At 64.5% G+C, this 14382-nt stretch carries 13 protein-coding genes; 4 read left to right on the top strand and 9 right to left on the bottom strand.

What is annotated here, in order from left to right:
- Positions 1–8: 8 nt before the first annotated feature.
- From XH90_RS20485 to XH90_RS20475, 3 genes are all read right to left on the bottom strand, one after another.
- Positions 9–842: a PhzF family phenazine biosynthesis protein gene (locus XH90_RS20485; RefSeq protein ID WP_194476160.1), complete on the bottom strand. Its 834-nt coding sequence runs from the start codon at positions 840–842 to the stop codon at positions 9–11.
- A gap of 133 nt (positions 843–975) precedes the next feature.
- Entirely contained in the window at positions 976–1191 is a 216-nt protein-coding gene (locus XH90_RS20480; RefSeq protein ID WP_194476159.1) for a hypothetical protein, read from the bottom strand.
- Positions 1181–1417: a hypothetical protein gene (locus XH90_RS20475; protein WP_194476158.1), complete on the bottom strand. Its 237-nt coding sequence runs from the start codon at positions 1415–1417 to the stop codon at positions 1181–1183. The genes XH90_RS20480 and XH90_RS20475 overlap by 11 nt, the downstream gene beginning before the upstream one ends.
- Before the next feature lie 24 nt (positions 1418–1441).
- Here XH90_RS20475 and XH90_RS20470 point away from each other — a divergent pair, with 24 nt between their 5' ends.
- Complete coding sequence (locus XH90_RS20470; RefSeq protein WP_194476157.1) at positions 1442–1723, top strand: hypothetical protein; 282 nt, start codon at positions 1442–1444, stop codon at positions 1721–1723.
- An 88-nt stretch (positions 1724–1811) separates the two neighbouring features.
- Here XH90_RS20470 and XH90_RS20465 read toward each other — a convergent pair whose 3' ends face one another.
- Positions 1812–2918: a hypothetical protein gene (locus tag XH90_RS20465; protein ID WP_194476156.1), complete on the bottom strand. Its 1107-nt coding sequence runs from the start codon at positions 2916–2918 to the stop codon at positions 1812–1814.
- 361 nt (positions 2919–3279) lie between these two features.
- Here XH90_RS20465 and XH90_RS20460 point away from each other — a divergent pair, with 361 nt between their 5' ends.
- The gene (locus XH90_RS20460; protein ID WP_194476155.1) at positions 3280–3789 is read left to right on the top strand and encodes a GDSL-type esterase/lipase family protein; all 510 of its coding nucleotides are present in this window, start codon (positions 3280–3282) and stop codon (positions 3787–3789) included.
- Positions 3790–3909: 120 nt separating this feature from the next.
- Positions 3910–4386, top strand: a complete 477-nt coding sequence (locus XH90_RS20455) for a DoxX family protein (RefSeq protein WP_256442385.1) — start codon at positions 3910–3912, stop codon at positions 4384–4386.
- Positions 4387–4484: 98 nt separating this feature from the next.
- Here XH90_RS20455 and XH90_RS20450 read toward each other — a convergent pair whose 3' ends face one another.
- From XH90_RS20450 to XH90_RS20440, 3 genes are all read right to left on the bottom strand, one after another.
- Entirely contained in the window at positions 4485–5000 is a 516-nt protein-coding gene (locus tag XH90_RS20450) for a ParB N-terminal domain-containing protein (RefSeq protein WP_194476153.1), read from the bottom strand.
- 422 nt (positions 5001–5422) lie between these two features.
- Entirely contained in the window at positions 5423–5998 is a 576-nt protein-coding gene (locus XH90_RS20445) for a hypothetical protein (RefSeq protein ID WP_194476152.1), read from the bottom strand.
- A gap of 138 nt (positions 5999–6136) precedes the next feature.
- Positions 6137–9901, bottom strand: a complete 3765-nt coding sequence (locus tag XH90_RS20440) for a vitamin B12-dependent ribonucleotide reductase (protein ID WP_194476151.1) — start codon at positions 9899–9901, stop codon at positions 6137–6139.
- A 770-nt stretch (positions 9902–10671) separates the two neighbouring features.
- On the opposite strand from XH90_RS20440, the gene XH90_RS20435 reads away from it, so the two are divergent.
- Positions 10672–11568 (top strand): DMT family transporter, encoded by an 897-nt coding sequence (locus XH90_RS20435; RefSeq protein ID WP_194476150.1) that lies wholly within the window; start codon positions 10672–10674, stop codon positions 11566–11568.
- On the opposite strand, the gene XH90_RS20430 is transcribed toward XH90_RS20435, so the two are convergent.
- Positions 11534–13798 carry a CHASE3 domain-containing protein gene (locus tag XH90_RS20430; RefSeq protein ID WP_194476149.1) on the bottom strand — a complete coding sequence of 755 codons (2265 nt, stop codon included), beginning with the start codon at positions 13796–13798 and terminating at the stop codon, positions 11534–11536. The genes XH90_RS20435 and XH90_RS20430 overlap by 35 nt on opposite strands.
- Complete coding sequence (locus tag XH90_RS20425; protein ID WP_194476148.1) at positions 13795–14208, bottom strand: response regulator; 414 nt, start codon at positions 14206–14208, stop codon at positions 13795–13797. The genes XH90_RS20430 and XH90_RS20425 overlap by 4 nt, the downstream gene beginning before the upstream one ends.
- Positions 14209–14382 lie beyond the last annotated feature (174 nt).

Here is a 14382-nt window from a genome sequence, read left to right as displayed (position 1 = left end):
GGGCTGCCTCAATCGTCCATGAAGCGCGCCGCGCCCGATACCCGGATCGAGCCGCCCTTGGCCGCACCGATCTCGGCCCGGATCAGCGAGCGCGCGCCCATGTCCTCGCCCTGGACGATGTCGATGGCGCCGCCATGCGGCCAGTCGATGTCGCGCAAATAGCCGGCGAACGCGGCGGCGGCCGCGCCCGTGGCCGGATCCTCGACCACGCCGCCGGCGGCAAAGGCATTGCGCACGTGAAACAGCCGCGGTGTCTCCGCCGTCACCAGCGCGATGGTGACGAGGTTTTCGCGCGCCATCAGGGCGCGGCCGCGCTCGAAATCATAGGCCATGCCCGCGAGCGCCTCGCGCGACGTCAGCGCAAGCAGGGCGTGATCGGCGCCGCCGTGGATTTTCGCCGGCGGCAGCTCGGGGTCGAGATCGGCGCTTGTGTAGCCGAACAGATCCAGCAGGGCGTCCCGCAGCGAGGGATCGAGCGGCGCGCTGCGCGTCGGCGGCGATTGCAGCGCGGCTGCGATGGTGTTGCCGTCGTGCCGCCCCGAGACGGAAATGACCGAAGCGTTCAGATGCAGCTCGAAACTGCGGTCGCCGAACCGGTGCGCGAGCGCCGCGCCGAGCGCGATGGTGGCGTGGCCGCAGAACGGCACCTCCATGGCAGGCGCGAAATAGCGCACGCGCCAGGCCTCGCCTGCGGGCGCGGCAAAAGCGGTCTCGGAGAAGCCGACCTCGGCCGCAATCGCCAGCATGTCGGCGGCATCGGGCAGGGCCTCGCCGATCCAGACGCCGGCGGGATTGCCCCCTCGGTTGCCGTCGGAGAAGGCTGCGATGCGGAGGACTGTCATGGGGGGATCCTGCTGGCGGCGGATTACGATGCCCCATGTGTAGCGTGTAGATGTGTGGTGTGTAGCCCGGATTGGGTTGAAAGCGAAAATGCATCCTTCCTGGGCTTGATGTCTCTCGCAGCCTCCGCCCAGTCTATTTCTGGACCATGGCCTGCGCGCCTGAGGAGGCGGGCGCAGGCTCCCAGGGCGCGGGGAGGATCACGCGGATATGCTGGGCCGCGCCGGCATGGTCGGTCGCGGGAGCGGCGGGCCTTGCGGGCTGGTCCTGCGCGCCCTCGGCGGCCGCCACCGCGATGGATGCCAGGATCAAACTCGCCGCGATCACCGCAGCCCGCAAATCAAACGTCATTGTCGCCGTCCTCCGTTGGCATGGAGAACGAACGAGCGGCCCAAAAGTTCAGTGGCAAGCCTTTCGCTGGCAGCAAGCCTTTCGCTACCAGCAAGGCTTGCGCCGATGATATCGCGGACTGTGCGGCATCAGGGATGGAAGCGGGGCGAAAGCCGTCTTTCAAGAAGCGGTCATCCAGCCGGGCCCGCGGGCAAAATCGCTTGCCTTGGCGGATGTCCTCCAGCACTCTTCCCGCGAAGGAGACCAACGCATGAAACTCATGACTGTCGCCTGCGCGCTCGGAACGGCCCTGGTGCTGTCGAGCCTCGCAACATCAGGTGCCGAAGCCCGAACGCGGAAGGCCGTCGTCGTTCGCGCACCGCAGGAGAGGCTCATCGTGACGGCGCCCGTGCTGCGGCCGACGCCGTGGGACTACAATGTCGTCCCGCGTTATCGCTATCGCCCCGAGGACGACCGCGTCGATCCCTACGGCCCGCCGTTCGTGCCGTCCTATGTTCGCTACGAGGGATGGCGCTGGCCGTATTGGTGGTAGCGATCGGCAGTGCGCGCAGGATGAGTTTCGCTTCGCTCTACCCATCCCACGGCATTAACCGCCGTCGAGCCCCGCGCGCCTGGCGGGCTCACCAATCCGGATCGCCGTAGTAAGGGCCGCCCATATAGGGCGGAGGCATCCAGCGTTCTCGCGGTGGCCTGGGTCGCCGGGGCGGTGGGGCGTCCGGCACGTGAGGTCGCGCCCGCGCCGCCGCATCCATGTTCACACTGCGCACGGCGGGCTTCGCGGCTGCGGACGCCGGTGAAGCCGTCAGTTGCGTCTGCAGTGCCTGGACCTGCGCGGCCAGGCGCGCATTGTCCGCCGCATCCTTCTGCTGCGCCGCCTTGAGCTGTTGAATGGTGTCCGCCTGCTCGCGTAGCGTCTGCTCGTTGCTGTTTTTCAACTGCTCGAGCTTTGCAGTGATGTTGGCAAGCTCGGTGGTGACGGTCTTGAGCGACTGCGCGAGGTCGGGCGATGACGGGTCAGGCGCCTGGGCACTGGTTCGTGGACCATCGGCTTTTGGCGCGTCCGCTTTGAGAAATTCGGCCTTTGGAACGTCAGGTCCCGGGGAGTCGGCTTTTGGCGTGACGTCCGTGTCCTTGCCGCGCGGCGGCGCGGGCACCGAATTTGGCTGATCCGCAGCAGCCAGTTGCACGGCGGCCGGTTGCGCCGGAGGTTCGGCCGCGGACGCGCGTGGGGGCTGACTGGCCGGCGGAACCAGGCGCGCCATGATCGACTTGCTGAGCGATGTGGCCTCCTCACGATATTGCGACGCGACGGCGGCACCGAGAACGCCGATCGCGAGCACGAGGATGAGCAGGGCACGCAGCATGGGCCGATTTCCCTTCAGGCCTGGATTGCGAACTGTGCTCACCGGTACCGGCGCGATTTTATCAGGAGTTTCGGCATCCCTCGGAGTTTCCGCCGCCTTTGCAGCGGCGTTTGCTGGCGCGGTTTGCGGGCGTTCGCCATCGCGTTCCATTCCGGAAACCAGCCGGTCCAGCCGCGCAAGGTCTTCCTCCGCGCTCTTGATCCGGTCGTAGGCCCGCGCCAACCCGCCCTCGGCGCGCGCCTCGTCCGGCTTCGCGGTATCAGGCTTCACGGTACCAGGCTTGGCGGTATCAGGCTTGCCGATATCGGGCTTGACCCTATCAGGGTTGGCGTCGTTCGTTTCAGGCACCGATGCGCGCTCCATCCGGTCGGCGTCAATGGGAGGCGGTCCGATCACGCGAAGGATAGGTCTCGCCGCTGTCCAACACAACGCGCGCGCAAAGGAAAAATTATGGCGGGCCGGGAGCGGGTTGGAGCAGGGGCGCCCGCGTCATCCGGAAGATGTCTGCCGAGCTGGCAAACATTGATCTCGGCCGCGCCGCACGTGATCTGTTTCCGGAAGGAGCGCGAGCTGCGGTCGATCGCACAGGCTTCCCGAACTGATTGACGTCCTCCGCCGCAAATCGCAGTTGCCAAACGCGGGCTGCTGGCGAACATTGGCCGATCTCGACGGGGCATTCATTCGGCCCCGGGCGAAGCGATTTCAGGAATTGATGGAGCCGGTCATGCCCCATTCGAGGCTGCGAATTTTCTTACCCGCCGTTGCGGCCATCGTCATTGCCTCGGTCCATCCTGCGTCCGCGCAGATCGTGGCGCTCGGCCATAGCGCGGTGCACGGCAACGTCTCGGAATCCGAGATGTGGCCAGCCTTGCTCGAGGGGATGCTGCGCGCCAAGGGATCCCAGGTTCACGTCGCCAATGCCGGGGTCTGGGGCGAGACCACCGACCAGACGCTGGCCCGCACACCGAGCGCCGTCCCGGCTGGGACGAAGCTCGTCATCCTCTGCGACAACCCGGCCAACGACGTCAGGCACAATATGAGCCCGGCCCAGGCCATGCAGAACATCGCGGCCATCAAGAGCCAGTTGAAGGCGAGGGGCATCCGCGTCGTCGACGTCTGGGGGACCTACATGTCGGTCTGGCGGCAGCCGGGCAGCGTCGGTCCCGACGGGCGTCATCTCAGCGTCGAGGGAAACAAGAGGATGGCCGCGGCTGTGGTGGGCGTGGCGAGGTAGGGCGGGGCTAACCCCACCCTATGCGCGCTTGTAAGACGGTGCGGTTTGGGCGCAGTCTGGCGACGGCCGGGCCACGCTGCATCACCCGTAAGACCAGCGTTCGCCGCGGCCAAAATTTGCGTGTCGCAACGTGTTCAGCTTTTGGGGGAAAGCATGACCGAACGATCGTCACATTCATATCTTGCCTTGACCGACGGCATCGCCACGCGCGCGACCGATCCGATCCTGCTCGCCGGCCGCGTGCTGCTGGCCGTTCTGTTTCTCATGACCGTGTGGGGCGGCGGGCCGAATGCCGACTATCTCAAATCGCTGGGCTATCCCGCGCCGGCCGTCATGAGCACGCTCGCGCATGTGGTCGAATGGGTCGTCGTCGTCTCGCTGCTGTTCGGCGTCGGCACGCGCTACGGCGCGCTTCTCGCCATCGCCTTCGTGGTGATCGCCTTTGCCACCGCGCATCGCTACTGGGATTTTCCGCAGGCCGCGCAGAATTTGCAGTACACGCTGTTGAGCAAGGATCTCGCGATCACCGGCGGCCTCCTGCTGCTGTTCGTGACGGGGCCGGGGCGCTGGAGCGTGGATGAGAGGTTGAGGGGATAGTCCGCAGCAGCGCGCAGGCCTGGCTGGTGACCAATGCATTCAATTCGGGGTGGATGGGTCAATTGAGTGCGCCGTCGCCGTCATTCTGGAGCCAGCCATCAATAGCGGCCGCCGCTGCCCTTTTGCTGATTGATCCAGGCCGACAATGATTTCGGGGCCGATTTCGTGGTCCGGACCGGTGATGCCTTCGTGGTGTCGCGGACGCCTTTCGCCGGACGGGCGCGCGGCGCTTCCGTTGCGCTGAGGCGCGTCGAGGCAGCCATCGATGCCTCTGCGGCTTCCTTCTCGAGGCGCAACTGTTTCAATCGCGCCATCTTGAGGCGTTCAGCCTCGACTTCGGGTCGTTCGGCGAGCAGCGGCTTGTGCTGCGCCAGCTCGGCCGTAACAAGGACACCGAGAATGGTCGTCTCGCCGAGCGCCTTGCAGGCCTCCAGCCGATGCAGCCCCTCGACCAGAACGAGGCGGTCTCCGTCGAGCCTGATGGAAATGGGCTCCTGCTGTCCGATCTCCATAATGCTTTCCGCGACCTCCGCGACGGTCTCGGGCTTGATGGCTTTCTTCTGCTTCGTGGGAACGAAGATCTTCTCGATCGGGAAGCTTTCCGGTTTGGGCATAAGAGTGACTCCGCTGCTACCGGGCCCGTCGGAACGCATGCCGGTGGAGGTGGGAGTTTAGGAGGGAAGGGGGTGATCGGAAAGGCAATTTCGAAGGCAGGGTGTTGATGAGCCTCGAAGCCGGAACCGAGCTGCGATTTGGGGGCAGTGCTGGACTGCACCCCAAGTGAAACGCTGCGCCAACCCCACGCGCTGCATGTCAGTTTGGCGGCAGCCGGGCGGCGTCGGTCCCGACGGGCGTCATTTGAGCGTGGAGGGCAACAAGATGGCTGCGGCGGTGGTATGGATGGTGAGGTAAGTAGGCTGCGGTAACGAATTTAGTTCATTGTTGTGTGCGGGGGCAGAGAATGGAAACGCTTAGTGAAATATTGGCTAAGATTGGCGTGTCGGGACCTATCGGCCGCGGGTTACTTTTTTGTTTTTCAGCAATCGCGTTCGGAGCGTTTCTGCTTTGGGAAGCTGCAAATATAGGTCGTAATCTTTTTCCTTCCCTGTTTTAGCTCCAGCTTAGTTGCGCCTCGTCTGATCGGCAGTTCAAGCTTCTCCGCGTCGCTGCCAATGTCGCCAATTATGAATGTGTTGTACACGTTTCCATTGAATACCTGCGTTTGGCCGCTGGCGTTCTCGATTGATAGGGCATTTCCATTCGATACGTTCTGCACTCTTTGAGGAGGTTGGCCTCGGAGGAATTTCATTAGGTCGAACCAGGCTTTTATCAGCGAGTGAATATCTTTAATGCCGAGTGCGAGAGCAGGCAATGCGGGGAATGTTGATTGGGCGGTTGCTGCAATTTCGTGAAGCCACTGCAGATCAACAGAGCCAGGTTGAACCCGCTCAATTCGCAATGATACACCCGCCGAGTTCCCATAGCAGGTTCGGCTGGCTTTGCCTGCAATGCGAGTAAAGGCCGATAAGACTTGGAGTAGCTCTCTGGCTTCTAATGATCCTGGATTGGCGCGCCCTGGATAGAACAGTGAAAGCGTCGAATCCTTTGGCATTACAATTTCCTCCGGTTCGTGCCTTTCATCAAATTCGATAAAACATAAAAAGAAAAGGGGGCAACTGTAAGTTGCCCCCTTAGTCTTTTGTCGTGGTCTCGTGCGAACCTAGCTTAGCTCTGGTGGTGGGCTACCGCCTCACGAACACCCCGTCGTGCTGCCGCAAGTATCGCACTTCATACAGGTCCCATTCCGCACCAGCGTGAAGTTGCCGCACTCGCTGCACATCTCGCCCTCATAGCCCTTGGCCTTGGCTTCCGCGCGGCGCTCGGCCTTGGTGGGGGCCGCCACCGTTGCGGCGCTGCCGGCCTTGCTCCACTGCAGGGCTTCGAGTTTCTCCGTCGGAGACAGGTCGTGCTGGGCTTCCTGCTTCAGCGCGACGGCGCCTTCGATGGCGTCGCCGACGCGGGTCGAAGCACCGTGCGCGAGGGCCGTGACCTTGCTGCCGCCTGACGGCGCGCTGTCGTTGCCTTGCGCGATGGCGGCGCTGCCGCCGCGCATCACCACAAGGTTGTCGGTGCGGGAGCGGGTGAGGCCGCGCGACACCAGCTTGGTGGCGTGATGGGTCTCGTCCGGCTCCTTGCCTTCCTCGACGCCCTTGCCGAGCGCGTCGAAGCCCGTCTCGTTGGGATCGACATGGGCGAGATCGAAGCGCGACATGTAGCTCACCGCGAGCTCGCGGAAGACGTAGTCGAGGATCGAGGTCGCGTACTTGATGCTGTCGTTGCCCTGCACGGGGCCCGCCGGCTCGAAGCGGGTGAAGGTGAAGGCGTCGACATATTCATCGAGCGGCACGCCGTATTGCAGACCGAGGGAGACCGCGATCGCAAAATTGTTGATGAAGGAGCGCAGCGCGGCGCCTTCCTTGTGCATGTCGATGAAGATCTCGCCGAGACGGCCGTCGTCATATTCGCCGGTACGGAGATAGACCTTGTGGCCGCCGACGACCGCCTTCTGGGTGTAGCCCTTGCGTCGGTCCGGCATCTTCTCGCGCTCGCGCATCACGATGATGCGCTCGACCAGCTTCTCGACGATCTTCTCCGAGACCTGGGTGGCGCGCGCCGCCATCGGCTTCTCGTAGAGCGTCTCGACCGCATCATCCTCGTCCTCATCATCGCTGATGAGCTGCGAGTTGAGCGGCTGGGAGAGCTTGGAGCCGTCGCGATAGAGCGCGTTGGCCTTCAGCGCGAGCTTCCAAGACAGCATGTAGGCGGACTTGCAGTCCTCCACCGTGGCGTCGTTCGGCATGTTGATGGTCTTGGAGATCGCACCCGAGATGAAGGGCTGGGCGGCAGCCATCATGCGGATGTGGCTCTCGACCGACAGATAGCGCTTGCCGATCTTGCCGCAGGGGTTGGCGCAATCGAACACCGCGTAATGTTCAGCCTTGAGGTGGGGAGCTCCCTCGACCGTCATCGCGCCGCAGATGTGGACGTTGGCCGCCTCGATCTCGCGTTTTGTAAATCCGACGGCCTGGAGGAGATCGAAGCCCGGAGTCGCAATGGCTTCCGCACCGATTCCCAGCTGGTCGCGGATGAAATCCTCGCCAAAGGTCCACTTGTTGAAGGCGAACTTGATGTCGAAGGCGGTCGGCAGGGCCTTTTCGACCTTGGCGATGGCTTCATCCGTGAAGCCCTTGGCCTTCAGCGTCGAGGCGTTGATGCCGGGCGCGTTGGAGAGCGAGCCGTGGCCGACGGCGTAGGCCTCGATCTCCGCGATCTCGCTCTCGCGATAGCCGAGCGCGCGCAGCGCCGAGGGCACCGCACGGTTGATGATCTTGAAGTAGCCGCCGCCGGCGAGCTTCTTGAACTTCACCAGCGCGAAGTCGGGCTCGATGCCGGTGGTGTCGCAATCCATCACGAGGCCGATCGTGCCCGTGGGCGCGATCACCGTGGTCTGGGCGTTGCGATAGCCGTTGATCTCGCCGAGTTCGAGCGCCGCATCCCAGGCCGCCTTGGCATGGGCGACGATGTCTGCCTGCGGGCACGAGGCGTGGTCGAGCGGCACCGGGTTGACGGAGAGCGCCTCGTAGCCGGAAGCCTCGCCATGCGCGGCGCGGCGATGGTTGCGGATGACGCGCAGCATGTGCGCGGCGTTCTTCTTGTAGCCGGGGAAGGTGCCGAGCTCGGCCGCCATCTCCGCCGAGGTCTTGTAGGTGATGCCGGTCATCACAGCGGTCAGCGCGCCGCAGAGCGCACGGCCTTCCCTGGAGTCGTAGGACAGGCCCATCGTCATCAAGAGGCCGCCGATGTTGGCGTAGCCGAGGCCGAGCGTGCGGAACTCGTAGGAGAGCTCGGCGATCGCGCGCGAGGGGAACTGCGCCATCATCACGGAGATTTCGAGCACGATGGTCCAGAGCTGGCAGAGGTGCTCATAGCCCTTGACGTCGAACTGCTTGGTCTCGGTGTTGTAGAAGGTCAGCAGGTTCGCGGACGCGAGGTTACAGGCGGTGTCGTCCAGGAACATGTATTCCGAGCACGGATTGGACGCGCGGATGTCGCCGGACGCCTTGCAGGTGTGCCAGTCGTTCATGGTGGTGTTGAAGTGCAGGCCCGGATCGGCCGACGCCCAGGCGGCGTAGCCGATCTTCTCCCAGAGGTCGCGCGCACGCAGCGTCTTCGTCACCTTCCTGGAGGTGCGGGCGTTCAGGTTCCAGTCGCCGTCGGTCTCGACGGCGCGGAGGAAGTCGTCCTTCAGCGAGACCGAGTTGTTGGAGTTCTGGCCCGAGACCGTGAGATAGGCTTCGCTGTCCCAGTCGGTGTCGTAGGTGTCGAACTGGATGTCCTTGTAGCCCTGCTTGGCGAACTGGATGACGCGCTTGATGTAGTTGTCGGGCACGAGGCTGCGGCGGGCGAGCTTGATCTCGCGGCGGAGGGCAGGGTTCTTCTCGGGATCGAAGCAATCATCGCCCGAGCCTTCGCAGTTCACGCAGGCCTTTAACACAGCCTTGAGATGCTTCTGGTTGATCTTGGAGCCGGTGACGAGGGCTGCGACCTTCTGCTCCTCCTTCACCTTCCAGTCGATATAGGTCTCGATATCGGGGTGATCGACGTCGACGACGACCATCTTGGCCGCGCGGCGCGTCGTGCCGCCCGACTTGATCGCGCCGGCCGCGCGGTCGCCGATCTTGAGGAAGCTCATCAGGCCGCTCGAGCGGCCGCCGCCCGACAGCTTCTCGCCTTCGCCGCGCAGGCGCGAGAAGTTGGAGCCGGTGCCGGAGCCGTATTTGAACAGGCGGGCTTCGCGGACCCAGAGGTCCATGATGCCGCCCTCGTTGACGAGGTCGTCACCGACGCCTTGGATGAAGCAGGCGTGCGGCTGCGGGTGCTCGTAGGCCGACTTGGACTTGGTCAGCTTGCCGGTGAAGGGGTCGACGTAATAATGGCCCTGGCCGGGGCCGTCGATGCCATAGGCCCAATGCAGGCCGGTGTTGAACCATTGCGGCGAGTTCGGCGCGACCATCTGCATGGCGAGCATGTAGCGGAGCTCGTCATAGAAGGCCTGCGCGTCTTCGTCGGTCGAGAAGTAGCCGCCCTTCCAGCCCCAATAGGTCCAGCAGCCGGCGAGGCGGTCGAACACCTGCTTGGAGGAGAGCTCGCTGACATAGCGCTCCTTCTCGGGGAGAGCGGCGAGCGCCTCGGTGTCGGGCACGGAGCGCCACAGGAAGGAGGGGACGGACTCTTCCTCGACCTTCTTCAGGCGTGCGGCGACGCCGGCCTTGCGGAAGTATTTCTGGGCGAGCACGTCGGAGGCGACCTGCGACCATTCGGTCGGGACTTCGACGCCGTCCATCTTGAACACGACCGAGCCGTCGGGATTCCGGATCTCCGACGTGGTCAGGCGGAATTCGATTCCCGCGTAAGGTGACTGTCCCGAAGTGGTGTGGCGCCGCTCAATCCGCATGGTCTTGCCCCGTCCTTATCTTTGACCCGACACGCCCCTCGTTGAAGGCGTCCGGGTCGCTATTTCGTTTCGCGTTTCCACCCAGGCCGATCGGCCCTCGGGCACCGCAGTTCAGCCGGTGGATCCGGCCCAGTTTCTCCCGACGTGATTCACCGATGCGCGCATCGATCATCCGCCGGCATGTCCAGGAACATCCGCCCCCAAGGGGATGAGCCCGACATGCGTTCAAACGCCCCACACCGTGACAACGTCTACCGATGCCATCAGAGCCTGTTGCCGGCCCGTTCTGGCGCCCCGGGGAGTCCACATTTCACGGGCAGACAAGCCCTCATTCCGCGGCCTTTGGCTGGCTTGGCGGAGTGTCGATTTGCGAGACCCTTTGGGGGAGTGCCGGCGGGACGCAAACTCACTCGCGCCGAACGGATCGAAAGCTAGGACTCTCCAAAGCGCCCGTCAAGAACTAGTGCGAGTTCCTGAATCAAATACTAAATATGGTGGATTGTGGGGGATAACAGGGGGCGAAGCCCGCGCCTGTCTTGAGCCAAGTATCAGTGAGTCCTGAGGGATTCCCAACCGAAAAAATTTGCATCCCGTGATGATCCGGACGCTTCATCCCGCTGTTCACAGGGCAGGTATATTTTTGGGCGATGGGATTGCGTCAGGCAGACTCACGTAGTGGTACGGAAGGTGAGGGCAGGCATGCCCGCCGAGGTGGTGGTCGGGGAGCCGAATCCGCGCCAAGCTGAGGGCGATTTTGCCGGACTGCCCACATGCTTGATTCGATTAGCCGGGATACGCAGCCGCGTATCGCCCCGGCCGGCCTGATGTTCCTCGCCATCACCTCGATCGGCTGGGGCTTCAATTGGCCGGTGACCAAATTCCTGATCGGCGAACTGCCGCCGCTGACGCTGCGCGGCGTCACCGGCGTGCTGGGGGCTATCCTTCTTGCGCTGCTCGCACTGGTTCGCCGCCAGAGCCTGCGCGTGGAGCCGGGCGTCTGGCCGCGGCTGCTCACCGCCGCTGTCCTCAACGTCACCGGCTGGATGGTGCTGATGGGGCTGGCGCTGCTCTGGCTGCCGGCGAGCGAAGCGGCGCTGATCGCCTACACCATGCCGGTCTGGGCCTCGCTGATCGCCTGGCCGGTGCTCGGCGAGCGGCCGACGGTGCTGCGCACCCTGGGCCTGGTGATGGCGTTTGCCGGCCTTGCCTCGATCATGGGGGGCAACGGCATCGCCGCCAGCGCGCAGAAGGCGCCCGGGATCATCATGGCGCTGGGCGGCGCGCTCGGCTTTGCAATCGGCACGGTGTTCTCGAAGAAATATCCGATCTATCTGCCGCCGATCACGGCCGCGGCCTGGCAGATCGGCATCGGCTGCCTGCCGATCTCGATCATCGGCCTCCTGGTCGAGACCACGCATCTGGACAGGGTGACGCCAACAGGCTGGTGGCTGCTGGTCTATTCCACGGTGGTGCAGTTCTGCATCGCCTATGTCAGCTGGTTTGCGGCGCTGGCGCGCTTGCCGGCCTCGGTGGCGGCGATCGGCACGATGGCCGTGCCCGTCATCGGCGTCGTGGCCTCGGCGATCGCGCTGCACGAGCCGCTGGGACCTGGGCAGATCGCCTCGCTGATCTTCACGCTGGCGGCGGTGGTGCTGGCGACGCGCTAGGCCCGCCGTTCAGCGCCTTCCGGATCATCTCGGCGAGCTGGTTGCGGCGATAGGGCTTTGTCAGCAGCATCACGCCGTCGTCGAGCTTGCCGTGATGGACGATGGCGTTGTCGGTATAGCCGGAGGTGTAGAGCACCCTCACGCCCGGCCGGCGCTTTGCCACTTCCTCGGCAAGCACGCGGCCGCTCATGCCGCCGGGGATGACGATGTCGGTGAAGAGCAGGTCGAAGGCCTGGCCGGCCTCGATCATCTGTAGCGCGGCGCGGCTGTCGCCCGCGGAGACCGTCTTGTAGCCGAGGCTCTGGAGCTGGGCAGTGACGAAGTTGCGCACCAGATTGTCGTCCTCGACCACGAAGATGGTCTCGGCGCCGCCTTCGGCCTGCGGCGCGATCGAGCTTGTCGCTTCCGTCACGCCCTGGCCCGGCGGCAGATAGAGCTTGATCGTGGTGCCGTGGCCTTCCTCGCTGTAGATCTTGATGTGGCCGCCGGACTGCTTGACGAAGCCGTACACCATGGAGAGGCCGAGGCCGGAGCCCTTGCCGACCTCCTTGGTGGTGAAGAACGGCTCGAACGCCATCTCCTGCACGCTCTGCGGCATGCCGGTGCCGGTGTCGCTGACGGCGAGCATCACGTAGGCGCCGGGCCGCACGTCGGGATTGACCTGCGCATAGGCCTCGTCCAGCACGACGTGGCGGGTCTCGAGCAGCAGCTTGCCGCCGTCCGGCATGGCGTCGCGGGCGTTGATCGCCATGTTGAGCACGGCATTGGTGAGCCGCGAGGGATCGATATGAGAGGTCATCGGCCCCTGCTGCAGGGCCGTCTCGATCTGGATCTGCTCGCCGAGGGTGGGGCGCAACAGTTTTGCGATGTCGGCGATGGCGGAATTGATCTCGACGTCGCGCGGCTGCAGCGGCTGTTTTCGCGCGAAGGCCAGCAGGTGCTGGATCAGTTCCGCGCAGCGCTCGGCGGCATCGTCGATCAGGCGCGCGGTGCGCTGCAGCTCGGGCTGGTCCTTCAGGCGCGCCACCAGCGTCTCGGTGTTGCCCGAGATCACGGTCAGCATGTTGTTGAAGTCGTGCGCGACGCCGCCGGTCAGCTTGCCGATGGCATCCAGCTTCTGCGACTGGTGCAGCTGCCGCTCGGTTTCGCGCGACGACGTCGCGTCGTGATAGACCAGCACGGCGCCGGAGATGTTGCCTTGCCCGTCGCGCATCGGCCGGCCGCTGATCATCAGATGGCGCACGTTGTTGCCGCTGTGCGGGCGGACGATCATCTCGAGATCTTCGAACTCGTCGCCGCGCAGCACGCGCACCGACGGCAGCTCGTCGGACCCGAGCGGCGTGACGCCGTCGCCGTGAAAGACGTCGGACAGTGCGCGCAGATTGCCGAGGCTCATGCCGGTCCGATGCAGCAGCATGCGCTCGGCCGCAGGATTGGACAGCAGCACGGTGCCCTCGGCGTCGATCACCAGCACCGCCTCCGCCATGCTGCGGAACGTGCTCTGCAGCACGTTGACCGACAGGCGCAGCTCGTCATGGGCGGTGACGAGATGCTCGGTGCGTTCGGCAACGGCGGCCTCGAGGACTTCCTTGGCGGCCTGGGTCTCGTACAGCGTGCTCTTGGTGCGCTGGCTCTCGCGCGTCACGATCACGACCAGCAGCAGGATGAGCAGGGCGCCGGCGACGTCGATGCCGAGCAGCACGATGCCGGTGCGGCGCGAATCCTGCGATCGCGCGGTGAGCAGCCGCTCTTCCCCGGCGCTCAGCCGGTCGAGGTTGCCCATCACCGTGTCCATCAGGCCGCGGCCTTCGGCCTTGCCGTTGAGCGCGGCGATGCCGTCGGCGTCATTGGCCGCGCGCAGGCGCATCGCCTCCGCGGCAATCTCGACCCGGCGGAGCGCCAGCGGCTCGGTGCCCTCGATCAGCGCGGTCTGATCGGGATTGTCGCGCATATTGCGCTTGAGGTCGGCAAGGGCGGGCGCGATCTGGGCTTGCACCGCTCGGAATTCGTCGTTGAAGCTCGAACTCCGGTAGATCTCGTAGCCGCGCGCGGCGCTTTCGGCGCGGCGGATCAGGACGCGCAGATCGGAGATCTTCTTCAGCACGCCGACGGTGTGGTTGACCCAAGCGGCGTCCGACCGCGACTTGACGTCGAGACCGATCGAGGCGGCGGTGATGAGCAGGAGAACGGCAAGTCCAGCACCGAGAATGACGCGCTGCGAGGGGATCAAGGGGCCTCTTTCTGGTCCTTCGGCGGCGCGCGCTCGCCGAGGCATTCCCGGATTGTCGTCAGCAGCGTCTCGGGCGTGAACGGCTTGCGCAGGCAGCGCGTCGCACCGAGCTCCAGCGCCATGCGCAGGAAGTCCGGGGAGGGCGAGGCGGATGAGGCGAAGGCATAGCCCGACATGGCGATCAAGGGGATCGTCGGTGCACGCTCGTGAAAGATGCGGATGGATTCGAAGCCGCGCATATGCGGCATGAAGATGTCGACCAGCATCACATCGAACGTCTGCGCTTCCAGCGCAGCAAGCCCGCTTTCGCCGCCGTCAGTCAACGTGACGTCGAAGCCCTGACGCAGCAGGAGGACCTCGATGGTCGCGCCGACCATCGGATCGTCATCTACCACGAGAATACGCGGCATGACCTTCCCTAGTAGATCGAAGTCCCCACAGCGACTGGTGATATAAGCGAATCGTGCGCCGGGTCAATTTTGGATTGGGCCTGGAAGGATATGCACGGCGCAATGCATAGCGGCCTTGCAGGTTCGGCGAGCTGGGTGAATTCCGTCGGACTTCAATGAAAAGTTGAATCCAAT

It is taken from the genome of Bradyrhizobium sp. CCBAU 53338, from assembly GCF_015291665.1.
Classification (GTDB): Bacteria; Pseudomonadota; Alphaproteobacteria; order Rhizobiales; family Xanthobacteraceae; genus Bradyrhizobium.
This window is presented reverse-complemented; position numbering and strand designations above follow the sequence as displayed.